The sequence below is a fragment of the Ferrimonas balearica genome, assembly GCF_019802085.1.
Lineage (GTDB): Bacteria > Pseudomonadota > Gammaproteobacteria > Enterobacterales > Shewanellaceae > Ferrimonas > Ferrimonas balearica_B.
In genome coordinates this window covers 202,368-228,130 of record NZ_JAHVHV010000005.1, presented here as the reverse complement: position 1 = coordinate 228,130, position 25,763 = coordinate 202,368, and the positions used below count along the sequence as shown (strand labels likewise).

Genomic DNA, 25,763 nt, shown 5'->3' with positions numbered 1-25,763 from the left:
AGACTCCTGTGGGCCTAACGGCGCACGTAGTAGGCCACCGCCGGCGTCACATCCAGGTAGTGGCTCTGGGCTTCGGTCAGTTCGCTGGCCTTGAGCACTCCGGCGATCTTCAGATCCAGCATCTCCAGGCTCACCATGGGCGCCTCCTTCTTGGGGATCTCCGGATCGTAGAGCATCAGCGTCGGGTAGAGCGGCTGGGAGGCTTCACTGCTGATCACCTTGCCCACCTGCTCGTTCTCCAGCTTGAGCAAGGTGCCCGGCGGGTAGACGCCGATGGTCTTGACCAGGGTTTGCAGGAAGGTGGCGTTGAGCTGGTCGCCGCGGTGCTTGAACAGATAGGCCAGGGCCTGGTACGGCGGGAGCGATTTGGTGGTGCCGTTGACCAGGCTGTCGTACTCGTTGGCGATGGTGAGAATTTGGGTCAGGGGCGTAATTGCCTTGCCGGCCAGGCGCCGGGGGTAACCGCTACCGTCCAGGTATTCGTGGTGCCCGGTCACCATGGCCTGGATGGGCTTGGTGGCGAAGGGGGTGTTCTTGACCAGCTCCAGCGCCAGTTTGGGGTGCTCTTTGAGGTAGTTCTGCTCGGCGCTGGTCAGGGGGGCTCGTTTGTTGAGAATGGTGCTGGGCACCCTCAGCTTGCCCACATCGTGGATCAGTGCTGCCAGTCCCAGCTCCCGCAGGCTGGGCCCCTCCAGCCCCAGGGCCTTGCCCAGGACCATGGCCACCACGCAGACGTTGAGGCCATGAAACTGCATGGTGCCCTCCTGGTTGGCGGCCACCAGTTGCAGCACGGTATCGCTGCCCGCCGCGTCGAACTGGGTGAGGATCTCATCCACCACCAGGCTGCAGTCGGCGTAGGCCCGCTCCGGGGCCGTGGGCATGCGGGTGAAACTGCTGCGCACCTGCTCCAGGGATTGGCCATAGGCCTGCTCGCAGCGTTTGAGCAGGCGTCGGTAGACCCGGCTCTCCTCCGCCACCGCGTTCCGCTCCGCCTGCTGGCGGCGCACTTCGCTTTGGTCGAGCTGGGCGGGGGGCGACTGGGGGGTGGAGGGCAGGTCGAACTGGGGGGCGGGCTCGCCCTCGGCCAGTTGCAGGAACACGTGGTTGAGGCCCAGTCGCTGGATCAACTGGATCTGGGCGGGATCCTTTAAGCGGAACCGGCTGAACAGGAAGGGGTGCTCTTTCCACGCCAGGGGCAGGCGGATCGACTGCCCCAGCTTGAGTTGGTTCACCGGGATCTTGCACTCCCTGACCGCCATAACTGTCCACCCTGTATTCCCTGGCCCGTGCCCGGGCAGTCCTGCCCAACACACTGTTTCGCGTCCGATTATAGCCCAGGAACGGCAACAAGCATCCCCCTTGTTTGGCCCGTTCGCCGTGCGCCGTTTCCGGGCCATCTCCCTCTCGCCTTTATATTGCATACAATATTCACAGGTGATAGGGTAATCCCGTTCCCTGGCTCGTCACAGTGCCGCAGTAGGGTTTTTCCGTTTTGTCCTCGACCCCTCATCCCGCCCCCTCGGGACGGTTGTGGTAATGGGTTGATTCCCGTTCGCCGGTGGCCACGCCACCGGCTTTTTTCTGCCCGAATCAACAACGGCGGCCTTTCGGCCGCCGTTGACGTTTAACCTTGGTGGCTGGCCAATAGGGCCAGCAGGCCCGCCTCATCCAGCACCGCCACCCCCAGCTCCGTCGCCTTGGTCAGCTTGGAGCCGGCCTTCTCACCGGCCACCAGGGTGTGGGTGTTCTTGGACACGCTGCCGCTGACCTTGGCGCCCAGGGCTTCCAGGGCCGCCTTGGCGTCGCTGCGCCCCATCTGGCTCAGGGTGCCGGTCAGCACCCAGGTCTGCCCCTTCAACGGCTGGGCGTCCTCGGCCACCGCCTCAATGGCCGGCCAGTGGACGTTGGCCCCCGCCGGATCGGTTAGGGCCTGGATCACCTCCAGGTTATGGGGCTGACGGAAGAAGTAGTAGAGGTGCTTGGCCACCACCTCCCCCACCTCATCCACCGCCATCAACTGCTCGGTGTCCGCGGCCATCAGCGCCTCCAGGGTGCGGAAGTGGCGCGCCAGGTTGGCGGCGGTGGCCTCCCCCACCTCGCGGATCCCCAAAGCGTAGAGGAAACGGGGCAGCGTGGTGGTTCGCGCCGCATCCAGGGCATTCACCAGGTTCTGTGCCGACTTGGTGCCCATGCGGGGTAGCAGGGTCAGCCGGGAGGCGGACAGGCCGAACAGGTCCGCCGGCGTGGACACCAGCTCCTGATCCACCATCAGTTCCACCAGCTTGTCACCCAGACCGTCCACATCCAGGGCCTTGCGGGAGGCGAAGTGTTTGATCGCCTCCTTGCGCTGGGCCTCGCAGAACAGGCCCCCGGAGCAGCGGGCCACCGCCTCGCCCTCGAAGCGCTCCACCTTGGAGTCGCACACCGGGCACTGGCTGGGAAACACGATGTCGCGGGCCTGTGCCGGTCGCTTGTCCGCCACCACAGAAACGATCTGCGGGATCACGTCACCGGCCCGGCGGATCACCACGGTATCCCCAATCTTGACCCCCAGGCGCTCGATCTCATCGGCGTTGTGCAGGGTGGCGTTGGAGACGGTCACCCCACCAACAAACACCGGCTCGAGCCGGGCCACCGGGGTGACGGCGCCGGTGCGGCCCACCTGGAACTCGACGTCCTTGAGGACCGTCATCTCCTCCTGGGCGGGGAACTTGCAGGCGATGGCCCAACGCGGCGCCCGGGCCACGAAGCCCAGGGTGGCCTGCTCCGCCAGGCTGTCCACCTTGATCACCACGCCGTCGATCTCATAGGCCAGCTGGTCCCGCTCCTGGCCCACCCGGCGGAAATAGGCCAGCGCCTCGGCTTCCCCCTCGGCCACGGTGACCAGATCGCTGACCGGCAAACCCCACTGGCCCAGCTGGGCCAGCTGGGCGCTGTGGCTGCTGGCCATGGGGGTGTCCTCCCCCTCCACCACGCCCACGGCGTAGGCGTAGAAGGCCAGGGGGCGTGCGGCGGTGATGCGGCTGTCCAGTTGGCGCAGGCTGCCGGCGGCGGCGTTGCGCGGGTTGACGAAGGTTTTCTCCCCCGCCGCCATCGCCTTGGCGTTCATCGCCTCAAACCCCGCCTTGGGCATAAAGGCCTCGCCCCGCACCTCCAGCAGCGCCGGGTAGCCGCTGCCTTGCAGTCGCAGGGGCACCGACTTGATGGTGCGCACGTTGGCGGTGATCTCCTCGCCGGTGGTGCCGTCCCCCCGGGTGGCGGCGCGCTCCAGCACGCCGTCCCGGTACACCAGGCTGACGGCGATGCCATCGAGCTTGGGCTCGGCGCTGTAGCGGATCTCGCTCTGGCCCAGGCGATCGGCTAGGCGCTGGTGGAAGGCGGAGAACTCCGCCTCATCCATGGCGTTGTCCAGGGAGAGCATCGGCTTGAGGTGGGCCACCGAGGCGAACTGACCGGAGGGGGCGCCCCCCACCCGCTGGCTGGGGGAGTCGGCCCGGCGCAGCTCCGGGTGCGCCTTCTCCAGGTCGATCAGCTCCCGCATCAGCCGGTCGTACTCGGCGTCGGGAATGCTGGGGTTGTCCAGCACGTAGTACTGGTGGTTGTGGTGGTTCAGCTGCTCGGCGAGCTGGTCGATGCGCTGTTTCGCTTGAGTCATGTCGTTCTTCGGCGGTTAGAAACACACAGGGCCGCCGGTTGGCGGCCCTTGGGGGCGGTGGCAGGCGACCTCAGGCCGGCTGCTCCGCCCGTTGAATTCGGGCCACGTAGCCCTCCTGGGTCTGGGAGGTCCAGGGGTTGCGGCGATCGTCCAGCACCTCGGCGTCGTGCAGGTCCGCCAGCCCCTTGGCGGCGCCCTCCATCATGGAGAAGCAGACCCGGGGATCCCCCTTGCAGGGCAGGGTCATAAAGAGCGCCACCCCGTCGGTGGTGAACTGCTCCATCTGGTCCGGGTTGAAGGTGCCGGGCTTCTCCATGTTGGCCAGGGAGAAGAGCACCGGGCCGGTACCGGCGCTGTTCTGGTGGCGATGGAAGATCTCCATCTCACCGAACTTGAAGCCCATGGTCAGCAGGTTGGGCAACAGCTCCGCCCCGGCGATGGGGCCGCTTTTGCCCACCACGTGCAGTACCAGGACGTCGGTCGGGTCCGCCGGCTCGGCCGGGGCCGCCTGGGCTTTGGGGGCCGGCTCGGCCACCGGCTCCGGAGCCGTCTCGATTTCGGCGGCCGGTTTGGCCTCGGGGGCGGCGCGGCTTTGCTGCGCCTGCTCCTCCTCACGGGCCTCCTCCCGGGCCTCCTCCCGGGCCAGTTCCGCCTCGAGCTCCTTGAGGCTGATGGGCGCCATCGCCTCCTCCTCGTCGGACCGCTCCGGCTCGCCAAAGCCCAGCTCAATCTGATCGCCGCCCAGGGTGGGTTCCTGACGCGGGGCCCGTGGAGCCCGGCTTTGGGCGGGGCGCCGACTCGGGGCGGTCACCGGTTCGTCGTTCAGCAGGCTGGCCTGCTGCGGCGGGGTGGCGGGGACCACCGGCTCCGATTCCACCTGGGGCTCGGCAGGCTCAATAACGGGCTCGTCGGCCCGGGGGTCGGTGGCACGCTTTTTCGGCGCGGGGCTGCGGCGGTTGCGGATCTTGGCGGGGCTGTTGCGCCTCAAGGACCAGAGCCCGTGCACCAACAAACCCACGATGGCCAACAGGCCCACCACAATAAAGACTACGCGCATATCATCCATAGCGTGTCGAACCTAACTCGTTTATCCCATAAGGGCCATGGCAGCGGCCTCTTCGATGTCTACGGCGACGATCCGGGAAACCCCCGGCTCATGCATGGTCACCCCGGTAAGGCGATCCGCCATCTCCATGCTCACCTTGTTGTGGCTGATAAAGATGAACTGCACCGTCTCGGACATCTCCTTCACCAGCCGGCAGAAGCGCCCGACGTTGGCATCATCCAGCGGCGCATCCACCTCGTCCAGCATACAGAATGGCGCCGGGTTGAGGCGGAAAATCGCGAACACCAATGATAATGCCGTCAATGCCTTTTCACCACCAGAGAGAAGATGGATCGTGCTGTTCTTTTTGCCCGGCGGCCGGGCCATGATGGTGACCCCGGTGTTGAGCAGATCGTCGTCGGTCAGGGCCAGGTAGGCGCTGCCGCCGCCGAACACCTTGGGAAACAGGGTGCTCAAATCGGCGTTGATCTTGTCGAAGGTCTCCCGGAACATCTGCCGGGTCTCCCGGTCAATCTTGCGGATGGCCGACTCCAACACCTCCAGGGCCTGGTTGAGATCCGCATCCTGCTCATCCAGGTAGGCCTTGCGCTGGGCCTGCTGCTCGTACTCCTCGATGGCGGCCATGTTGATGGCCCCCAGGCGCTTGATGCGCTCCCGCACCCGCTCCAGATCGGTCTGCCACTGGTTGACCGCCGCCTCGGCGCTCAGGGTCTCCAGGATCCCCTTGAGCTGCATCTCGGACTCCGCCAACAGATCCAGCTGGCCCTGGGCCTGCACCCGCAGCCCCTCATACTCCAGCTGGTGACGGCTGAGCTGGGCCACCAGCTCCTGGATCTGGGCCTGTTGGCCCCGCTGGGAGTCGTTGAGGCTGGCCAGGGTCTGGGTCACCTCCTCCAGGCGGTCCCGCCGGGTGGCCAGCTCCGCCTCCAGCTCCACCCGCTGGGCCAGCTCCTCGGCCAGGCTCTCCTCGTACTCCAACAGGGGTTCGGCCAGGGCTTCCTGCTCCTCCCGGGCCAACTCGCAGCGCTCCTGCCACTGACCCTGGGCCTCCTCGGCCTGGCGACGTTGGCCGGCCATGCCCTGCAGGCGGGCCTGCTGGCCCTGCACCGTCAGTTGTAGCTGCTGCAGCTGTTGCTGCTGCTGATCCCGCTGGCTCTGCCGGGCCCGCACCGCCTGACGCTCCGCCTCAGCCCGCTGCTCAATGGTCACCAGGGCCTGCTCGGCCTGTTCCTGGTCCAGCTCCAGCTGCTCGCGCCGTGCTTCCAGCTCCAGCTGGCGCGCCTCGTTCTCCTCCTGGCGCAGGGCCAGCTCTTCCTGCTGCTCCGCCAGCAGATCCCGCTGCTGACGCTGCTGGGCCAGGTTTTGCCGCAGGTTGTCCACCCGGTTCTGCTCATTGAGCTGCGCTTCCCGGGCCTGCTGGGCTTCCCGCCTAGCCTGCTCCTCCGTCTGGCTCGCCGCCTGTTTGCGCTGCTGGGATTGGGCCACGTTCTGCTCGGCCTGGGCCAACACCTCGGCCTGGGCCTCCAGCTGCTGCGCCAGTTGCTCCCACTGGGCCTTGAGTTCGGTCAGGGGGCGCTCGTCCCCCTGACCGGGGGCCGCCTCGAACCCCTGGGCCAGCCAGCGACCGCAGGGCAGCACCACGGAGACCCCGGGGCCGGCTTCGGCCAGCCACTGGCGGGCCTCAGATTCGGTCTGGGCGCAGTAGACCTGGGCCAGCCAGGGGCTCAGGTTAAAGGGGGATTGAATGGTGTCCAGCAGCCGGGGCCAGGGGTGGGCCGCCGGTTGCGCTGCCGTGTCACAGGGGCTCAGTCGGGCCAGCCCCTCGGGCAGTTCAGTTTCGTCGCCGCCCACCACCGCCTGCAGGGTGCGGCTGAGCACCTGCTCCACGGCGGTGGCCCAGCCCGGTTCAATGGTCCACTGTTGCCAGGCCCGCGGCAGGGCATCAAAGGGGGCCGGCAGCCGGGTTTCCCGGGCCTTGAGCAGGGTGGCCAGGGAGGCGTGCTGGGCCGTCAGCTGGCCATGCTCCCGGGCCGCCGCTTCGCGTTCGCTGCGGGCCTGCTCGAAGGCCTGCTCCGCCGCTTCGCGCTGCTGCTGCGCCTCGGCCAGGCGCGCGGCCTCCCGGGCCTGGAGGGCGTCGGCGTCCGCCAGGGCGGTTTCGGCTGCCGCCAGGGCCGCCTCTTGGGCCGCCGGATCCCACTGGGTCAGCTGCTGAGCCAGACGGGCGGCGGAGCTGGCCAGCTGCTGGCCCTCCCGCTCCAGTCCGGCCGCCTCGGTGGCCGCCACCTGGGCGGCGCGCTGGGCCTGGGCCTGGGCGTCCCGGGCGGCGTCTCGCTGATCGCTTAAAGCATCGAACGCCTCCTGGGCCTCCTCCAGGGTCAGGGAGAGCTCCTCCACCCCTTCGGCCAGGGTTTCCAGCTCCGGGGCCAGCATCGCCAGGCTCTCCTCCAGCTCGGCTTCCTCCTCGGAGAGCTGAGCCAGGCTCTGTTCGGCGCTGGCGGACTGCACCTGGTTGCGGCGGATCTCATCCTCCAGCTGCTGACGCCGCTGACGGCTGTGGAGGATCTGCTGCTCCAAGCGGGTGATTTGGCTGCCCAGGGCAAACAGCTTCTGCTGGCTCTGCTCCACCTCGGCGGCCAGATCCGACCGCTGCTGCTCCAGGGCGGTCACCGTGGCGCTGTCGCCGGCACTGGCGCTCTCGAACTGGTCCTTTTTCAGCTCCAGTTCCTGGATCACCGCCTCAAGCTCCCCCATGCGGCCGCTCAGCTCCCGCCAACGCAGGGCCAGCAACTCTCCGTGCAGGGTGCGCTCCTGGATCTTAAGCTCCCGGTAGCGTCGGGCGGCGTCCGCCTGGCGGCGCAGCCGTTCGATCTGGGTGCCCAGCTCGCTGCGCACGTCGGTGAGGCGCTCCAGGTTCTCCCGGGTGTGGCGGATGCGGTTCTCGGTCTCCCGCCGGCGCTCCTTGTAGCGGGAGATCCCGGCGGCCTCCTCGATGAACACCCGAAGCTCCTGGGGCTTGGACTCGATCAGCCGGGAGATCATCCCCTGCTCGATGATGGCGTAGCTGCGCGGCCCCAACCCGGTGCCCATAAAGAGATCGGTGATGTCGCGACGGCGGCACTTGTTGCCGTTCATAAAGTAGCTGGACTGGGCGTCGCGATTGACCTGGCGCTTGACCGAGATCTCGGCGTAGCTGGCGTACTGGCCGTCGAGGCGACCGGCGCTGTTGTCGAACACCAGCTCCACGCTGGCCACGGAGACCGGCTTGCGGCCGCTGGAGCCGTTAAAGATGACGTCGGTCATGGCGTCGCCGCGCAGGTTCTTGGCGCTGCTCTCCCCCAGCACCCAGCGCACCGCGTCAATGACGTTGGATTTGCCGCAGCCGTTGGGGCCGACAATGGCGGTCATCTGGTCCGGGAAGGGCACCTTGGTGGGGTCCACGAAGGACTTGAATCCGGCGAGCTTGATCTGTTTGAGCCGCATAAGGCTGGGGCGAGGCGATCCTGAAACTTGGGAAGCTGCCACTCTACCAAATGGGCATGTAATTTGTAACAGCCTGAAATGCTATGGATGTTGACCGAATGCTACGCTGAGCAACACAATGACCCCATGGCTTACCGCTAGGAGCGCAATCCGTTGTTGAACGACCCCATTCGTCAGGACACCGTGCTGCCCCAGGGCAGCAGTGGCGTCAGCTATTTTATCAAGGGCTTCGAGCTCATTCGTCAGAAGGGGCTGCGCCGCTTCGTGGTGTTGCCGCTGTCCATCAACCTGGTGCTCTTCTCCGTGGCCTTCTACTTCCTGTTTCAGCAGATGGGGGTGTGGATCGAGCAGTTGGTGGGGACCATGCCGGAGTTTCTGCACTGGCTGGAGTGGCTGATCTGGCCCCTAGTGGGGGTGAGCATCCTGGTCAGCGCCGCCTTCACCTTCACCGCCATCATGAACTTCATCGCCGCCCCCTTTAACGGCCTGCTGGCGGAGCAGGTGGAGAAGCGGCTGACCGGCCAGCCGGTGGACACCGGCGGGGTGCTGGACCTGCTCAAGGACACCCCGCGCCTGATTGGCCGGGAGTGGACCAAACTGTGGTATTACCTGCCCCGGGCCCTGGTGTTCCTGCTGGTGCTCTTCTTCATCCCCGGTGTGGGGCCGGTGCTCTGGTTCTGCTTTACCGCCTGGATGATGGCGATCCAGTACCTGGATTACCCCTTCGACAACCACAAGGTGCCCTTCGACCGCATGCGCAGTGCCCTGAGAATGCAGCGCTGGCGCAGCTTCTCCTTCGGCGCCACCGCCGCGGTGATGGCGATGATCCCCTTTGTGAACCTCATCCTGATGCCGGTGGCCATCTGCGGCGCCACCGCCCTGTGGGTGGATCAGTACCGGGAAGTGCACCGCCGCATCTGATGTCATGCCGGGCGATCCCCCGCCCGGCAGTTAAGTTACATTTGGTTAACCTTTGGCGCCGGACTTTGCCGCCCCCTGTGGCACAATGGCGCCAATAACAATAACCACGACTTAACAGGATGTTGACTCGTCTTTTCCCCCTTGCAGCCCTGCTGCTCCCCCTGACCCTCCACGCCCAGGAGCGTCTTCACATCACCATTCCCCAGACCGATCAGGCCCCGGTGATCGACGGCGTGCTGTCGGAAGCCGCCTGGCAGCAGGCGGTGAAGGTGCCCCTGACTCTGCAGACCCGGCCAGCGGAGAACGCCCCGGCGCCAGTGCCCACCGAGGCGCGGCTTATCGCCACCGCCGACACCCTCTACGTGGCCTTCATCGCCGAGGACCCCGAACCCAGCCGCATCCGCGCCCACCTGACTGACAGGGACAAGAGCTGGGGCGACGACATGGTGGGGATCAAGCTAGACACCTGGAACCAGGCCCGCCTGGCCTACCAGTTTTTCGTCAACCCCATGGGGGTGCAGCACGACAGCATCGAGAACGAGCTGACCGGCCGGGAGAGCGACGCCTGGGATGGGATCTGGCACAGCGCCGGTGCCCTGACCGACACCGGCTACCAGGTGGAGATGGCCCTGCCCCTGCGCCTGTTCAACTTCGACAGCCGGCAGGACACCCAGCAGTGGGGCATTGAGCTGGTGCGCTTCTACCCCCGGGAGAACAACTACCGCCTGGCGGCCACCCCGGTGGACCGCGACATCGCCTGCCGGCTGTGCCAGATGGGCCTGGCCAGTGGTTTCGAGGGGGCCGAGCCGGGCAACCAGCTGCAGATCACCCCGTCGCTGACCGCCAACCGCATGGAGACCCGGGACGACGGCGACAGCCCCTGGAACCGGGAGGAGGAGCTGGAGCCGGGGCTGGATCTGCGCTGGGGGATCACCCCGGACACCCTGCTCAACCTCACCATCAACCCGGATTTCTCCCAGGTGGAGGCGGACGCCGGCCAGCTCGACGTTAACACTACCTTCGCCCTGTTCTACCCGGAGAAGCGCCCCTTCTACCTGGACAACGCCGACAACTTCGCCACCCAGCTCAACCTGGTGCACACCCGTAACCTGGCGGAGCCGGAGTTCGGCACCAAGCTTACCGGCCAGCGGGGCAACCACGTCTACGGCCTGCTGCAGACCCGGGACGAGCAGACCAACTTCCTGGTGCCCGGCAACCTGGGCTCCAGCATCGCCGAGCTGGGCCGCAAGAGTGACAACCTGGCGGGCCGCTACCTGTACGACAGCGGCCAGGGCTGGCAGGCGGGGGTGATCGGCACCTTCCGGGAAAGCGATCAGTACCACAACGCCATGACCGGTGCCGATCTGCGCTGGGAGCTGAACGACCAGCACCGGCTGGACGCCATGTGGCTCTACAGCGACACCCGCTACCCGGACGACCTGGCCCAGCAGTTCTGCGACGGCGACGATTGCAGCGCCCCGGACAGCGCCCAATGCGAGTTCGGTGACTGCGACTACAACGAGCAGGTGCTGCGAACCCTGAGCGACGACGCCTTCCAGGGCCAGCTGCTGCGCCTGGCCTACAACTACCAGTCCCGCCACTGGTTCGGCTACGCCAACTACTACCGCGCCGACGAGGATTTTCGCGCCGATCTGGGCTTTATCGAGCGGGTGGATTTCGAGAAGGCGGTGCTGGGCGGCGGCCGGCTCTGGTACCCGGAAAACCGCTTCTTCCACGAGGTGGAGCTGTCCGGCGACATCGACCGCAGCGAGAATATGGCCGGGGAGCTGCTGGAGCAGGAAGCCGAGGCCAAGTTCGCCCTGTCCGGCCGCTACGACAGCTTCCTGGAGTGGTACGCCGTCACCCGCGAGCGGGTGGGCCAGCGGGAGGACGGCAGCAGCCTGGCGGTGGCCGGCAACGCGCCGCGGTTCGATGAAACCTTTGCCGGGTTCTACGGCGAGGTGCGCCCCATCAAGCCGGTGAAGTTCGGCGTCGGGGTGCGCTACGGCGATGAGATCGATTTTGCCAACAACCAGCTGGGCACCCTCACCCGCCTCAACGGCTGGGTGAACTGGAAGCCCACCCGGGCGCTCACCGCCCACCTGCGCCACCACTGGCGGGAGCTGGACGTGGACGGCGGCACCCTGTTCACCGCCAACCTGTCGGATCTGCGCCTGACCTGGCAGTTCAGCGTGCGCAGTTTCGTGCGCCTGTCCACCATCTACACCCACATCGACCGGGACCCCAGCCTCTACCGCTACGACGAGGTGGACGCCAACTACCAGCGCCTCTCCTCCGAACTGCTGTACGGCTACAAGCTCAACCCCCAGACGGTGTTCTACGCCGGCTTCTCCGACGGTCGCTTTGCCGACGACAGCGAGCCGGACCTGACCCAGGACAGCCAGACCTACTTTATGAAGCTCAGCTACGCCTGGCTCATCTGAGGGACGACAACACGAAAAAGGGGACGGCCAGGCCGTCCCCTTTTTGCTGCCCGCGGACCTATTTGAAGGTCAGCTCCTGGGCGATCACTTGGCTGCGGATGGTGCGCAACTCCCCCCGCTGCACATTGGCCTGCTGGGTGGCGTCCATGGAACCCATGATCTTGGTGGAGAGGGCCTCGAAATACTCGACGCCGCGGTCGAAGGCGGCCCAGTTCTTGTACTCCACCATCAGGATAAGATCCGGCTCCCCGTCCCGGGGGGCGGCCACGCTCAGCATCTTGTAGGAGAGCACCAATCCGTCCGCTTTTTGCGCGTCCAGGAACTGACGCCACACCGAGCGCAGATCACCGATGTAATCGTTGAATTTTCCCGGATGGGTTTCCACGTAGGTGATGTTCCAGACACTGCCGCTGTCCCAGCTGCGCTCTGCGGCGTTTGCCGAACCCAAACAGGCCAGTAGCATCATGGCCCCAAGGGCCGCTCGAAAAAGGGTGTTCATCGCCCAACCTCACTTTTTGGTTGGCTTCGGGTCACCATGGCCCAAAGCCCCTAAAGCCTAGTCGAAGGGGCGCTTGCGAATTGATGAGTCAGGCAAAAAAGCCGCTTAGGTGCCATCAGTTGCCGGCGCCGGACTGTCCGGCAGGGGGCGGTGGCGGCGCCGGCGGGCCTTGAGCCGCGCCCGGGGACGCAAATCCTCCACCACGGTGGCGGCGATCTTGTCGTGGATCGCCTGACGGTTGGCGTCCCAGAAGATCTGTACAAAACCCAGCAGCCCGGTGGCGATGCCGGCGCCGTATCCGCCGTAGCGGCCAAAGGCGTCCCACAGGGACAGCGGCGTGCCATCGAGCTGGCGCACCCGGCAACGGGTCAGCTTCTTGCCCACGGTCTGGCCATCGAACCAGGCCACAAAGACGGTGAAGTAGAAGGCCGCCAGACCGAACCCCAGCCCCATGTCCTTAATGGCCCCCAAAAGCCAGGCCAGGGGACTGGTGCCCACCTCCTCGTACTCCGCCACCTGCTTCTGCAGCTTCTGGCGGCGGGACTTCTCCCGGGCCAACTGGGCCTCCAGCTCCGCCACCGGATCCGGCTCGGGCTGGGCCTCGCCACCGTCCGCCCCATCGACAGCAACCTCACCGACTGGGCGACCCGCCTCTTCGGGCGTCTCTTCCGGCGCTGCTGCGCTCGTCGTGGCCGGCGCCGCCACCAGGGCCTGACCCACTCCTAGGGCTTCCTGCAGCATGGGTTTGGCCGCCTCCCGCTCCGCCTGGGGCAGGTTGTCCAGCAGCTCCCAGTAGAGCTCCTGGCGCTCGACCTCCTCGAGCTGCTTGGCCAGCCCCCCCACTTCGTCGATCACCCCCGCCAGGCAGGCGCGGTCTTCGCAGGTCTCCGCCCGGATCAGCGCCAGGGCGCCCCCCACCGCCGCCGCAGGGTCGTTGATCTCCAGTGCGTTGCCTGAATCGGTGGTGACCACGGGGGCCGTCGGCGTCCCCCAGTCGCTCACCCAGTGGTACAGGGGCGCCACCATGGAGACCACCAGCAGAAAATAGAGCCCGTACAACGCCCAGGTGCCCGCCTTCCACTGGCGCTTGCGCATCCGCCAGGTGGCCAGCACCAGGATCACGAACAGCAGCCCGCCGGAGCCGGTGAGGATGGCCACCACCAAAAGATCCAGCGCCATCGCCAGCCCCCGCTGCCAGGGGGAGGCCAAAGGCCGGTTCAGCAGGGCCGAGTGGATCTGGAACGCATCGGGGGTGATGAGGTCTTTGGGATCGGGCTTTGGTTGGCTCACGTCAGGCTCCTTCCTGTTGTGAATCCAACGTTACCACAGGGTTGCGCCGAGACCAGCGTCCGGTAAGCCACTCCAAGCCGTTGTATATAAAAAGAGTTAAGGTAATTACCTTCGGGAATAAGGCATAACGAACAAGCACTTCCTCGCGCCATTTCAAAGATTAAGCTAAGCCTTAACTGCGCGGATGCGCACTGAGCCCCTATTTTGGCAGGAATGCAACCATGGCAAAGATCTACGACGACAACTCCCTCTCCATCGGCAACACTCCGCTGGTGCGCCTCAACCGGGTCACCGACGGTAAGGTGCTGGCGAAAATCGAAGCCCGCAATCCCTCCTTCAGCGTGAAGTGCCGCCTGGGGGCCAACATGGTCTGGGACGCGGAAAAACGCGGCGTGCTGGGTCCGGGTAAGGAGATCATCGAACCGACCTCCGGCAACACCGGCATCGCCCTGGCCTTTGTGGCCGCCTCCCGTGGCTACCCCCTGACCCTGACCATGCCCAACACCATGAGCCTGGAGCGCCGCAAGCTGCTCAAGGCCCTGGGGGCCACCCTGGTGCTGACCGAAGGCGCCAAGGGGATGAAGGGCGCCGTGGCCAAGGCCGAGGAGATCCGCGACAGCGATCCGGGTCGCTACGTGCTGCTGCAGCAGTTTGAGAACCCCGCCAACCCGGCGATCCACGAGCAGACCACCGGCCCCGAGGTGTGGGACGACACCGACGGCGAGGTGGACGTCTTTGTCGCCGGCGTCGGCACCGGCGGCACCCTGACCGGCGTCGGTCGCTACATCAAGCTGCAAAAGGGCAAAGCGGTCCACGTGGTGGCGGTGGAGCCGGAAGACTCCCCGGTGATCAGCCAAGCCCTCAAGGGCGAAGAGCTCACCCCGGGCCCGCACAAGATCCAGGGGATCGGCGCCGGCTTCATCCCCGGCAACCTGGATCTGGAGATGGTGGACGAAGCGATCACCGTCTCCAACGACGAGGCCATGGCCATGGCCCACCGCCTGATGAAGGAGGAGGGGATCCTGGCCGGGATCAGCTCCGGGGCCGCCGTGGTGGCGGTCAACAAGCTGCTGGAGGCCAACCCCGAGCTCAAGGAGAAGACCATTGTGGTGGTGCTGCCCTCCTCCGCCGAGCGTTACCTCTCCTCTGCCCTGTTCGCCGGCATCTTCACCGAAGCGGAGAACGTTCAGTAACTTCCCTGTTCTACCTTGCCTTTGGGGTAACCGCTTGGTTACCCCTTTTTTTGTGTGCCTATTTGGCAAATCTTTGATCCGGGCCTTTTCGTTCCGGGCATCAATTTCGTTAAATAGAACAGCCGTATATCTAGTATTAGGGACAGACATGATCGCGCTGCTACGCCGCCTATCCATCTCGTTGCGCCTGCTGGCGCTGTTGGGGATCGCCGCCGGCGGCACCCTCATCTACACCTACCTGGGCCTGAGCGAACAGCGGGCCCAACTGGAGCAGGAGCAGCACCACCAGGTGCAGGAGCTGGCCGACACCCTGAGCCGGGCCCTGGCGGGCACTGAGCTCAGCGCCGAGCGCTGGCAGCGCCTGGAGCAGGGTGAGCACCCACTTTGGCTGTTCAGCCTCGACGGCGAGGCCCGACTGGGCCAGGGGGCCCCAGCCCGGGTCACCCAGTGGCAGGATGACGCCGGCCAGGCACCGCTGGCCCAGGCGCTGGCGGCCATTAAGGCCAACCGCGGCTTCGACACCGAGTTTGAGCGTAACGGCACCCACTACTGGCTGAGCGCCCGGGCCCTGGACGATGGCCTGCTGGTGCTGCTGGGGGATGGCGAGGCGGTGGACGCCCAGATGATGGCGGTGGTGAAAACCTACGCCCTGTTCCTGACCTTCCTGGCCCTGCCCCTGCTGTCGCTGTTTTTGCTGCTCAACTACTCCATCACCCGCCCCCTCAACGAGGCGATCGAGGCCATCGGCGAGATCGCCGATGGCGATGGGGATCTCACCCGTCGTCTGGACACCGCCGGTCACGATGAGGTGAGCCGCTTTGCCGAAGGGTTTAACCGCTTCACCGGCAAAATTGCCCAGATGATGCGGGAGCTGCAGCCAATGAGCGTCAGCGTCAGCGACAGCGCCCACCACCTCACCACCCTGGCCGGCGAGTCCCAGGCCACCGGCGAGCAGGTGCACCTGCAGACCCAGTCGGTGGCCAGCGCCATGACCCAGATGCTGGCCAGCACCGAGGAGGTGGCCCAGTCCGCCCAGCAGGCCGCCGACGCCGCCGATGGCGCCCACCACCAGGTAGCCACCTGCCGCGGCGCCGTCCAGGGTACCCACGCCCTGGTGCAATCCCTGTCGGATGACCTCAACCAGACCGCCCTGACCGCCGATCAGCTGGCCCGCCACAGCGCCGAGGTGGGGGGGATCCTGGAGGTGATCCGCAACATCGCCGAGCAGACCAATCTGCTGGCGCTGAACGCCGCCATCGAGGCCGCCCGGGCCGGCGAGCACGGCCGCGGCTTCGCGGTGGTGGCCGACGAGGTGCGCGCCCTGGCCAACCGCACCCAGGACTCCACCAACGAGATCAGCGCCATCGTCGACAACATCCAGTCCGGAGTGGGCCAGGTGACCGACGCCGCCAGCAGCTCCCTGGACCAGTTCCAGGCCCTCTCCCGCCAGGCCGAGGAGGCCAACCAGGCGCTGGACGCCATCATCGAGGCGGTCACCGCCATCCAGGACCGCAACGGCCAGATCGCCACCGCCACCGAGGAGCAGAGCCAGGTCAGCGCCGAGGTGAACCGCAACGTCCACACCATCGCCGAGCTGACCGAGGCCGCCGCCAAGGCGGGCCAGAGCCACCTGGGCGCCGCGGACGAACTCAAGGCGATGGGGGGCCGATTGACCGGCCAACTGGGGCAGTTTCGAACTTGATTTGGCGGCGATTTGACCTGATGTGATGGCGTCAGTATCCTTGGCGCCATCACGCCTAAGCCGTAACCCAGGTATGTTTCGAAAGACCGTCACCATCACTGCGCCCTACGGGATCCACACCCGCCCCGCGGCCCTGCTCGTCAAGGCCGCCCAGGATTTTCCCTGCGACATCCTGGTGGAGTGCCAGGGCCGCCGCGCCAGCGCCAAGAGCCTGTTTAAACTGCAGACCCTGGCCCTGACCCAGGGAGCCGAGGTGACCGTCAGTGCCCAGGGGGAGAAGGCGGAAACCGCGGTGGCGTCCATCTCCGCGCTGCTCGAGGAGTTGGCCTAACCCCGGGCCTTCAGGCCCACCAGCGAGGGACACGGAATGTCCAGAGTCTTTACCGCCTTTGCCATCAGCCCCGGCCTCGCCCTGGGGCGACTTCACCTGTGTCGGCCCCAGACCGACGCCCCCCAGCGCCGCCACGGCGACCCCCATCGACAGCTGGAAGAGCGCCTCGCCCTGGAGTGCCAGGCCCTGGCTGAGCTGGCCCAGCGTCCTGACCTGAGCGACAGCCAGCGCACCCTGCTGGAGGCGGATCACCTGCTGCTGTCCGACCCGGAGCTCAAGGCCGCCATCGATGAGCGGATCAGCGAAGGGCTCAGCGCCGCCCAGGCCTGCCTGGCGGTGTTCACCGACTACGCCGCCCAATTCTCCGAGCTGGAGGAGCCGCAACTGGCCCACCGGGGCCGAGACATCCACTGCCTGGGGCAACGCCTAAGCCGGCGCCTGGCCGGCCAGAGCCAGGGGCTGCCCACCCGCCTCGACCAGGACAGCATCCTGGTGGCCAGCGATCTCACCGCCGCCGAGTTCATCCACCTGCCCAAGACCCACCTGTGTGGCGTGGTGCTGGAGCAGGGCAACTACGACGACCACCTGGCGATCCTGCTGCGCGGCGCCGGGATCCCCACGGTGGTGCTGCAGGACGCCCTCAAGCGCCTGTCCGATCAAGCGGGCCTGCTGGATGGGGATAAGGGCCAGCTGACCCTGGCCAGCAACGACGCCGATCTGACGTTGTTCCAGGCCACCCTGGCCCAGTGGCAGCAGCGCCGCCAGCGCTACCAGGCCTGCGTCCGGCAACCGGCGTTCACCGCCGACGGAGAGCGGGTCTGGCTGGGGGCCAACATCGGCTCGGTGGAGGAGGCGGAAAAGGTGCGCCAGTGCCACCTGGACGGCATCGGCCTGCTGCGCAGCGAGTTTCTCTACATGGCGGAGGGGCATTGGCCGGACGAGATGCGCCAGCTCAGCCTCTACAAGGCGATCGCCCGCCAGCTCGACGGCCACCCCCTGGTGATCCGCACCTTCGACTTCGGCGCCGACAAGACCCTGCCGGGACTCAACCAGGCGGAGAGCAATCCCGCCCTGGGCCAGCGGGCCATCCGCCTGGGGATCGCCCAGCCGGAGCGGCTGAAGACCCAGCTGGCGGCCATCGTTCGATTGGCGATGGAATCCCCGGTCAAGCTGCTGCTGCCGATGATCGGTCAGCCGGAGGAGCTGGATGCGGTGCTGGCGCTCTTGGCCCAGGTGAAGGCGGAGCTGGGGATGAACCCCGAACTGCCGGTGGGGATCATGGTGGAGACCCCGGCGGCAGTGCTGATGCTGGACGCCCTGGCCCCGCAACTGGATTTTGCCAGCGTGGGCACCAACGACCTGGCCCAGTACTGCTACGCGGCGGACCGCAACAACCCCAATGTCAGCCCCCACTACCCTCAGCTGAGTCCGGCGATGATCCGCCTGCTGCACCAGCTCAGCCGCCAGGCCAAGGCCCTGGGTCTGCCCCTCTCCCTCTGTGGTGAGCTGGCCTCCGAGCCCCGCGCCCTGCCCCTGCTGCTGGCCATGGGGCTGCGCAGCTTCAGCATCACCCCCTCCCGCAGCGCCGAGATCAAGTACCAGCTCAGCCAGTATCGTCACGCCCAGGGCAAGGCCCTGCTCAACCAGGCCCTGGACTGCAGCCACAAACGGGACCTGATGGCGCTGTTAAATGATTGTGTGAGCAGATGATTTTCAGCTAACATTGAGACTCGGACTCCCCCGTACTCTCGTCGTCATAAGGTCAACACCCATGGGATTTTTCAGCCGCTTACGTCGCATGATGGCTAACCGCGAGGTCCCCGCCGATGGCGTGGCGATCCTGGCGCCGGTCTCCGGCCGCCTGGTGCCCATCGAGCAGGTGCCCGACGTGGTGTTTTCCGAGAAGATCGTCGGCGACGGGGTGGCCATCGATCCCACCGGCCACCAGGTGGTGGCCCCCATCGACGGCACCATCGGCCAGATCTTCGACGCCAACCACGCCTTCTCTCTGGAGTCCCCTTTGGGGCTGGAGCTGTTCGTGCACTTTGGCATCGACACCGTGGAGTTGCGCGGCGCCGGCTTCACCCGCCTGGCGGAAGCCGGCCAACAGGTCAGCGCCGGTGATCCCATCCTGGAGTTCGACCTGGATTACCTCAAGGAGAACGCCAAGAGCGTGCTGACCCCGGTGGTGATCGCCAACATGGAGGACGTCCAGTCCCTGGACAAGCAGGAGGGGGAGGTGGTGGCCGGCCAAAGCGCCATCCTGCGCGCCTTCCTCTAAACCGCCCCACTCGATGACCCTGGCCAGCCCCTGACGCTGGCCATTTTTTATGGCGCCAGGTCACAGTTTCGACGCGCCCCGCCGCTGGCCAGCCCTGGCGGACCCCGGGATTTTGTGAGCCCTTTCACCAAAACCCCCGGGCTGTTCATCTTTTTTCATATCTTGACCTAAGCCGTTCAAATCCCTTTCCAACACGTTCATACCAACGCCCTATTCTGCGGCTCAGAACCCGCCCCGCCGGCTGCGCTGCCCAGGCCGGGCCTGCCCACAGCTAGAGGTATGCTTCATGAAACTGGAACGCCGCGATTTTCTTAAGATGAGCGCCACCTTGGGCGCCGCCGCGGCCGTCACCGGCTGTGGCCCCGCGCCCCAGGCCCCGGTGGCCGCGCCCCCCGGCCCCGAGCAGCTCAACTGGAGCTCCTGCCTGGTGAACTGCGGCTCCAACTGCCCGGTGCGGGTGTTCAGCCGGGACGGCATCATCACCCGGGTCGAGACCGACTTCGACCAGAAGGACGAATACGGTGCGCACCAGGTTCGGGCCTGCCTGCGCGGTCGCTCCCTGCGCCAGCGGGTCTACGCCCCCGACCGCCTCAAGTACCCCATGCGCCGGGTCGGCCCGCGGGGCAGCGGCCAGTTTGAGCGCATCAGCTGGGAGGAAGCCCTGGATCTGGTGGCCAAGGAGCTGGGCCGTTTGCGCCAAACCTACGGGCCCGAGAGCACCCACTTCACCTACAACTCCGGGGCCGGCTACCACTTCTCCGGCAAGCAGTGCCTCTACCGCCTGATGAACCTGACCGGCGGCTACCTGGGCACCTACGGAGATTACAGCTGGGCCCAACTCTACAAGGCGGCCCACTACACCTGGGGGGACGCCAACCTGGGCTGGCGCGGCTCCTCCAACGCCGAGATGAACAATTCGGATCTGGTGCTGCTGATCGGCCACAACCCTTCGGAGATCCGCATGAGCGGCGCCGGTGAGTCCTACGACTACCTGACCATCATCCAGGCCAAGCAAAAAGCGCGCGCCGAGCAGGGTAAGCCGTTCAAGACCATCATCATCGATCCCCGCTACACCGACTCCGCCCTGGGCAAAGAGGACCAGTGGATCCCCATCCGCCCCGGTACTGACGCCGCGCTGATGGAGGCCCTGGCCTACGAGTTCATTACCCATGACTGGGTCGACCAGGCGTTTTTGGACACCTACACGGTGGGCTACGACGAGAAAACCCTGCCCGAGGGGGTCGGCTACGAAGAGTCCTACAAGGCGCACATCCTGGGCGAGGGCCCCGACGGCCTGGCCAAAACCCCGGCCTGGGCGGCCCCCATCACCGGCATCGACGCCGACACCATCGCCCAGCTGGCCAGGGAGCTGGCCGCGGCCAAGGCCCCCTTCATCCACGTGGCGGCCTCCCTGAGCCGTCAGGCGGCGGGGGAGAACAACATCCGGGCTGCCCACATGCTGCCCATTCTGCTGGGCCAGCTAGGGCTGCCGGGCACCAACAACGGCGCCCTGTGCACCGGCGCGTCCCTGCACGCCCCCAAGATGCCCACCGGCGACAACCCGGTGAAAAAACAGATCTCCTTCTTCACCTTCACCCAGGCGATTCAGGATGGGAAGAACATGTCCGTGCTCAAAGACGGCGTGGTCCTGCCCAAGGCGCAGCTGGATGAGAACGGCGACGGCAAGCTTGGCACCAACATTAAGGCGATCATCAACTACGCCGGCAATGCCCTGATCAACCAGCACGCCGAAACCAAGAAAACCGAGCGGATCCTGGCGGACACCAGCCAGTGCGAGTTCATCCTGGTGATCGACAACTGGATGACCCCCTCGGCCCAGTTTGCCGATGTGGTGCTGCCGGACGTGAGCTGGCTGGAGTCGGAGGACCTGGTCAACCAGGCCTACGCCGCCGGGGACACCGGCACCCTCATTCAGATGAGCAGCAGTGTCGGCCCGATGTTCGAGTGCCGCCCGGTGTACGACATCTGCGTGGAGCTGGCCAAACGCTGGGGGGTGGAGGCGGCCTTTACCGAAGGCAAAACCGCCGACCAGTGGCGCGCCGAGTTCTACGCCCAGGCCCAGGAGGCCAACCCGGAGCTGCCCAGCAAAGACCAGATGATGAAGCAGGGGATCTTCCGCAAGCACCTGCCCAGCGGCAGCTACATCGTGCTGGAGGCGTTTCGCAACGACCCCGAAGCCCACCCGCTCAACACCCCGTCGGGCAAAATCGAGATCTACTCCAGCCAGCTGGCCCACAAGGCCGCCACCTGGACCCTGAACGAGGGCGACGTGATCTCCGCCCTGCCCAAGTACGTGCCCACCTGGGACGGATACCAGGACCTGGAAAACAAACAGGCGCAGTTCCCGCTGCAGCTGACCGGCTACCACACCAAGGGCCGGGTGCACTCCAGTTACCACAACGTCCCCTGGCTGCGTGAGGCGGTGGAGGACGCGGTGTGGATGAACCCCATCGACGCCCAGGCCCGGGGGATCCAGCCCGGCGACAGCGTGGTCGTCTACAACCAGCGGGGGCGGATCCAGGTGCCCGCCAAGATCACTCCCCGCATCATGCCCGGCGTGACCGCCCTGGGTCAGGGCGCCTGGTACCAGGGGTTCGGTCAGTCGGTGGACACCGGTGGCTGCCTCAACACCCTGACCTCCCAGCGCGCCACCCCCCTGTCCAAGGGCAACGGTCAGCACACCAACCGCGTTGAAATCAAAAAGGCCTGATAGGAGATGAGCATGCAAGTGAAACAGCAGTACGGCTTCTACGTCGATGCCAGCAAGTGCACGGGCTGCAAAACCTGTCACGTCAGCTGCAAGGATAAGAACGATCTCCCCGTGGGGGTGATCTGGCGGCGGGTCTACGAGTACGGCGGCGGCCAGTGGGCCCCCCAGGCCGACGGCACCCTGAAACAGGACGTGTTCGCCTACTACCTCTCCATCGGCTGCAACCACTGCAGCAACCCGCCCTGCGTCGAGCGCTGCCCCACCGGCGCCATGCACAAACGGAGTAAGGATGGCCTGGTACACGTGGACGCCGAGCAGTGCATCGGGTGCGAGATGTGCGCTGCCTACTGCCCCTATGACGCGCCCCAGTATGACCCGGCCCAGGGCCTGATGACCAAGTGTGACGGCTGCTTCGAGCGCATCGACCAGGGCCTGAAGCCCATCTGCGTCGAATCCTGCCCGATGCGGGCCCTGGATTTCGGCCCCATGGCCGAGCTCAAGGCCCGCTACCCCGAGGCGGTGAAACCCGACGTGGCGCCCCTGCCCAGCAGTGACCTCACCCAGCCCAATCTCATCATCGCCCCCAACCGGCACAGCCGCCCCAGCGGCTCGGAGCAGGGCCAGGTGCTGAACTGGGCCGAAGTCTGAGCCCTTGAGTGAACGGAGCCCTGCCATGCTGAACGAGTCACAGCTGCGCCACTACCAGGCCCAGTGCAACGTGCTGTATCACGCCCTCTACTACGCCCCCAGTGACGCCATGCTGACGCGCCTTCGGGACGTCGATGCGGTGCACAGCTGGCCCAGCACCGGCGAGCCTGGTCGCCGCGCCGAGGGGCTGGCGCTGCTGGCCGAGGCCCTCGCCCAGGGCAACGCCGCCCTGCTGCCCCGCCTGCAACAGGATTTCACCGCGCTCTTTATTGGCCCGGTGACCCTCAAGGCGATCCCCTGGGGCAGCCCCTACCTGCATGAGAAGCGGCTGCTCTGTGGCCCCTCCACCCAGGCCCTGATGCGCTTTTACCAGCAGTGGGGCATCGTGGTGACCACCGAGCTCAGCGAGCCGGTGGATCACATCGGTTTGATGCTGTCGGCGGTGGCCAGTTTGCTGGACCAGCAGTGTGAAACGCCCCAAGGGCATGCCCTGGAAGCGCTGAGGGTGCTGCTGGCGGAGCATCTGCTGCCCTGGTCCGAGTGCTTTTGCGACACCCTGTTCGAGGCCGCGCAGACCCCCTACTACCAGGGCCTGGCCCGTCTGACCGCCAGCGTCCTCTCGGGGCTTGAGCAGGCACTTGAGGTCAAGCCCCTGCCCCTGCGGCTGTTTCAGTAAGCCCCCTGCCGGCCTTCACTCTCCGGTGGGGTCCGGTTCGGCCAACCACTGTCTGAGCCGGGCCAGGTCCTCGGCCAGCTGCTGCGCCAGGGCCTCGGAGCCAATCGGGCTCCACTGCCCCCCCTGCTCAATCTGCTGGCAAAGCTCGCCCAGCGCCACCAGCCCCAGGGCACTGGCGCCCCCCTTAAGCTTGTGGGCCAGCGCCGCCAGCGCCTCCCCTTCCGACGCCGTCGCCATGGCCGCCAGCGTGGCCTGGGCCTCCGACTCGAACCGGCTCACCATGGTCTGGATAAGCGCCTGACCCAGCACCGAGCGGTCCTGCGCCAACTGCGCCCAATCCACCCCCCGGGCCACCTTGGGGACCTCCATCGCTCCCTCGGGCTCGCCGTTCCCCAGTTGCCCGGCCAGGGCGTCGGCCAGCCGGGACAGGCGCACCGGCTTGGCCACAAAGCCCTCGAAGCCCGCCGCCAGGTAATCCCGAACCTGCTCCTCGAACACCTGGGCAGATACGGCGATGCAGGGCAGCGCGCGGCCAAAGTGACTCTGTTGCAGCGCCTTGAGCTGACCTTGCAGCTCGACACCGTCGCCATCGGGCAGGCGGATGTCCACCAGCGCCAGGTCAAACGCTTGCGCTGCTGCCTGGGCCCGGGCCGCGGCGCCGCTGTCCGCCATCACCACACGCTGACCCAACTTGCCGAGAAATCCGGCCATCACCATGCGGTTGACCGCGTTGTCCTCCACCACCAGAACAGTGGCACTGGGCAGGGCCTGGGGGCGCGGTTGCGGGGCCTGCACCGCCTCGGTGTGGGGCCAAGGCAGGGTCACCTCAAAGGCGCTGCCCTGACCCGGTGTGCTGTCGAGGGTCAAAGCGCCCCCCATGGCCTCCACCAGGCGCCGGCTGATGGGCAGCCCCAGCCCGGTGCCGCCCCACTGTTCGCCGCTGCGACTTTGCTGGAAGGGCTCGAACACCGAGCGCTGCCGAGCCGGCTCGATGCCCATGCCGGTGTCCTCCACCGCCAGGGTGAGCGCCCCATCCTGCTCCCACACCGCCAGCACCACCTCGCCTCGCTCGGTGAACTTGATGGCGTTGCCCACCAGGTTGAGCAGCACCTGGCGCAGCTTGCCCCCATCCCCCAGGTAAGCCGCTGCCAGGGCGCTGCGCTGCTCCACCCGCAGCGTGAGCCGTTTCTGGGCGGCCCGGGAGGCCAGGGTGTCCACCACCGCCTGGGCCAGACGGCCCACCTCCACCGGTTCGGTCAACGGGTTCAGGTGGCCCGCTTCGATTTTGGAGTAGTCCAGCACGTCGTTGAGCACGTCCAGCAGCGCCTCGCCGGAGCGGCGGATCACCCCCAGGTAATGATCCTGCTGGGGGCTCAGGTTGGCGTCCGCCATCAGCTCGGCGGTGCCGAGGATCCCGTTCATGGGGGTGCGAATTTCGTGGCTCATGGTGGCCAGGAAGGTGGTCTTGGCCCGGCTGGCGGCTTCCGCCTGGGCTTTGGCCTCCGCGGTGGCCTCCAGTTGCTTGGCCAGACGCCCGTTGGCCCGGTTCAGGGCATCGGTGCGCTCGGTCACCGCCTGCTCCAGGCGTTGATGCTGGGCCCGCAGGGCTTGCTCAGCTTGCTCTCGGGCCAGGGCCGTGGCTTTGAAGGTGTCGATGGCCCCCGCCAGCCGGCTGAGCTCGTCACTGCCCCCCCGGATGATCGGCACGTCTCGGTCCCCTTCGGCCAATCGCAGCAGCGCCTGCGTGGTGCCATTGAGGCGCACCACCACCTCCCGGTAGACCACCCGCCAGAGCACGAAGCCCGCCACCAGGGCCGCCACCAGCCCCAACAGCAGCAGCCCCCACAGGGCCCACTGGTAGTCCCGCTCGATCTGCTGCTGGGCATCGGACAGACCGGCGTTGGCCCGGACCACCAAGCCCAGGACCGTCTCGTTCATCGCCTCGAACCGCTCAACCAGCTGGGTCAGCGCCGCGCTCATCTGGGTGCTCTGGCGACTCAGCTCATGGCGGGCATGGAACAGCGTCCCCCCCTGACGGAGCACCGCGGCGTGGTTCTCCATGGCGGCGCGACGCTCCGGATCCGCCACCCAGGCCAGCTGCAGGGGCAGGTACTCCGCCAGTTGGGCAAACTGGCGCCCCTGCTCGGTCATGGGCTGGGGATTCGACAGGTAGGGCAGCAGCACCAGGGTGCGTCGCAGCCGCAGCAGGGTGCTTTTGAGCTCGTTCATTCGTCGGATCTGCATCAGATCCTGCTCCACCAGGCCGTCCACCTGGGCGGCGCGGTTGGGGCTGTCGTAGAGCCCCAGGCTGCGGGCCACCAGGACGGTCTCGGCGTTGGCCAGCTGACCGTCGGCAAGATCCGCCAGGGCATTGGCCGCCTCGTTGACCCGGGCGAACCGGTCATCAAACGCCTGCTGGTCCGCCAACTGGGCCTGCGCCAGAGTGTGCATCCGGGTCAGGATGGCCCTCACCTCCCGGTGCAGCTGTTTGAGGGTGGTGCGCTGGCCCGGTTCCATCCCCAGCAGCTGGTCCAGCTGCTTATCCAAGGCCGCGTTGGTGGCCTCCAGGGTTTGCCAGGTCTGGTCCAGGGTGCGAGGGCTTGGGATCTCCGCCATCAGCCGCCCGCCATTGAGGGTTCGCCCGGACAGCTCGGCGATGGCCCGGGACTGGTTGAGCGCCGGTACCGCCTGCTCGGTCAGCTGCTGGTGGGAGGCGCGCAGCTGGGACAGGCTTATCCAGCCAAGCACCGCCGCCAGCACCGACAGGCTCGCCAGGATCACAAAGGCGATCAGCAATTTTCCTGCAACCGAACGCCAGGGGGAGAAACGCAGTGAGGTCAAGGGCG

17 protein-coding genes are annotated in these 25,763 nt (G+C 66.7%); 10 read left to right on the top strand and 7 right to left on the bottom strand.

Annotation, left to right across the window (positions count from 1 at the left end; all coding sequences use genetic code 11):
- Nucleotides 1-14 precede the first annotated feature (14 nt).
- The 4 genes from KUV81_RS17770 to smc all read right to left on the bottom strand — a co-directional run bounded on the left by KUV81_RS17770 (nucleotide 15) and on the right by smc (nucleotide 8,201).
- Nucleotides 15-1,259 carry an HD-GYP domain-containing protein gene (locus KUV81_RS17770; RefSeq protein WP_222545230.1) on the bottom strand — a complete coding sequence of 415 codons (1,245 nt, stop codon included), beginning with the start codon at nucleotides 1,257-1,259 and terminating at the stop codon, nucleotides 15-17.
- A gap of 365 nt (nucleotides 1,260-1,624) precedes the next feature.
- Nucleotides 1,625-3,655: an NAD-dependent DNA ligase LigA gene (gene ligA / locus KUV81_RS17765; RefSeq protein WP_222545229.1), complete on the bottom strand. Its 2,031-nt coding sequence runs from the start codon at nucleotides 3,653-3,655 to the stop codon at nucleotides 1,625-1,627.
- Between the two features lie 70 nt (nucleotides 3,656-3,725).
- Complete coding sequence (zipA, locus tag KUV81_RS17760; protein ID WP_222545228.1) at nucleotides 3,726-4,712, bottom strand: cell division protein ZipA; 987 nt, start codon at nucleotides 4,710-4,712, stop codon at nucleotides 3,726-3,728.
- 30 nt (nucleotides 4,713-4,742) lie between these two features.
- On the bottom strand, nucleotides 4,743-8,201 hold the full coding sequence (smc, locus tag KUV81_RS17755; protein WP_222545227.1) for a chromosome segregation protein SMC: 3,459 nt from the start codon (nucleotides 8,199-8,201) through the stop codon (nucleotides 4,743-4,745).
- 168 nt (nucleotides 8,202-8,369) lie between these two features.
- Between smc and cysZ the strand changes: the two genes are divergently transcribed.
- Both cysZ and KUV81_RS17745 read left to right on the top strand, forming a co-directional pair.
- Nucleotides 8,370-9,122 (top strand): sulfate transporter CysZ, encoded by a 753-nt coding sequence (gene cysZ, locus KUV81_RS17750; RefSeq protein WP_222545280.1) that lies wholly within the window; start codon nucleotides 8,370-8,372, stop codon nucleotides 9,120-9,122.
- Between the two features lie 119 nt (nucleotides 9,123-9,241).
- The gene (locus KUV81_RS17745; protein ID WP_222545226.1) at nucleotides 9,242-11,566 is read left to right on the top strand and encodes a carbohydrate binding family 9 domain-containing protein; all 2,325 of its coding nucleotides are present in this window, start codon (nucleotides 9,242-9,244) and stop codon (nucleotides 11,564-11,566) included.
- A 58-nt stretch (nucleotides 11,567-11,624) separates the two neighbouring features.
- On the opposite strand, the gene KUV81_RS17740 is transcribed toward KUV81_RS17745, so the two are convergent.
- Both KUV81_RS17740 and KUV81_RS19880 read right to left on the bottom strand, forming a co-directional pair.
- Nucleotides 11,625-12,065 carry a hypothetical protein gene (locus KUV81_RS17740; protein ID WP_222545225.1) on the bottom strand — a complete coding sequence of 147 codons (441 nt, stop codon included), beginning with the start codon at nucleotides 12,063-12,065 and terminating at the stop codon, nucleotides 11,625-11,627.
- A 105-nt stretch (nucleotides 12,066-12,170) separates the two neighbouring features.
- Nucleotides 12,171-13,355: an RDD family protein gene (locus KUV81_RS19880; RefSeq protein WP_222545224.1), complete on the bottom strand. Its 1,185-nt coding sequence runs from the start codon at nucleotides 13,353-13,355 to the stop codon at nucleotides 12,171-12,173.
- Between the two features lie 221 nt (nucleotides 13,356-13,576).
- Between KUV81_RS19880 and cysK the strand changes: the two genes are divergently transcribed.
- The 8 genes from cysK (at nucleotide 13,577) to KUV81_RS17695 (ending at nucleotide 22,917) form a co-directional block, all read left to right on the top strand.
- Entirely contained in the window at nucleotides 13,577-14,548 is a 972-nt protein-coding gene (cysK, locus tag KUV81_RS17730) for a cysteine synthase A (RefSeq protein WP_222545223.1), read from the top strand.
- 148 nt (nucleotides 14,549-14,696) lie between these two features.
- On the top strand, nucleotides 14,697-16,250 hold the full coding sequence (locus tag KUV81_RS17725; protein WP_222545222.1) for a methyl-accepting chemotaxis protein: 1,554 nt from the start codon (nucleotides 14,697-14,699) through the stop codon (nucleotides 16,248-16,250).
- 73 nt (nucleotides 16,251-16,323) lie between these two features.
- Nucleotides 16,324-16,581: an HPr family phosphocarrier protein gene (locus KUV81_RS17720; RefSeq protein ID WP_222545221.1), complete on the top strand. Its 258-nt coding sequence runs from the start codon at nucleotides 16,324-16,326 to the stop codon at nucleotides 16,579-16,581.
- Between the two features lie 36 nt (nucleotides 16,582-16,617).
- The gene (ptsP, locus tag KUV81_RS17715) at nucleotides 16,618-18,291 is read left to right on the top strand and encodes a phosphoenolpyruvate--protein phosphotransferase (protein WP_222545220.1); all 1,674 of its coding nucleotides are present in this window, start codon (nucleotides 16,618-16,620) and stop codon (nucleotides 18,289-18,291) included.
- A 61-nt stretch (nucleotides 18,292-18,352) separates the two neighbouring features.
- Nucleotides 18,353-18,862 (top strand): PTS glucose transporter subunit IIA, encoded by a 510-nt coding sequence (crr, locus tag KUV81_RS17710; RefSeq protein WP_222545219.1) that lies wholly within the window; start codon nucleotides 18,353-18,355, stop codon nucleotides 18,860-18,862.
- 292 nt (nucleotides 18,863-19,154) lie between these two features.
- A complete protein-coding gene (locus tag KUV81_RS17705) occupies nucleotides 19,155-21,593 on the top strand; it encodes a DMSO/selenate family reductase complex A subunit (RefSeq protein WP_222545279.1) in 2,439 nt (812 codons plus the stop codon).
- A gap of 12 nt (nucleotides 21,594-21,605) precedes the next feature.
- Nucleotides 21,606-22,241: a DMSO/selenate family reductase complex B subunit gene (locus tag KUV81_RS17700; RefSeq protein WP_222545218.1), complete on the top strand. Its 636-nt coding sequence runs from the start codon at nucleotides 21,606-21,608 to the stop codon at nucleotides 22,239-22,241.
- 25 nt (nucleotides 22,242-22,266) lie between these two features.
- The gene (locus tag KUV81_RS17695) at nucleotides 22,267-22,917 is read left to right on the top strand and encodes a molecular chaperone (protein ID WP_222545217.1); all 651 of its coding nucleotides are present in this window, start codon (nucleotides 22,267-22,269) and stop codon (nucleotides 22,915-22,917) included.
- 15 nt (nucleotides 22,918-22,932) lie between these two features.
- Here KUV81_RS17695 and torS read toward each other — a convergent pair whose 3' ends face one another.
- Complete coding sequence (gene torS / locus KUV81_RS17690; protein WP_222545216.1) at nucleotides 22,933-25,758, bottom strand: TMAO reductase system sensor histidine kinase/response regulator TorS; 2,826 nt, start codon at nucleotides 25,756-25,758, stop codon at nucleotides 22,933-22,935.
- Nucleotides 25,759-25,763 lie beyond the last annotated feature (5 nt).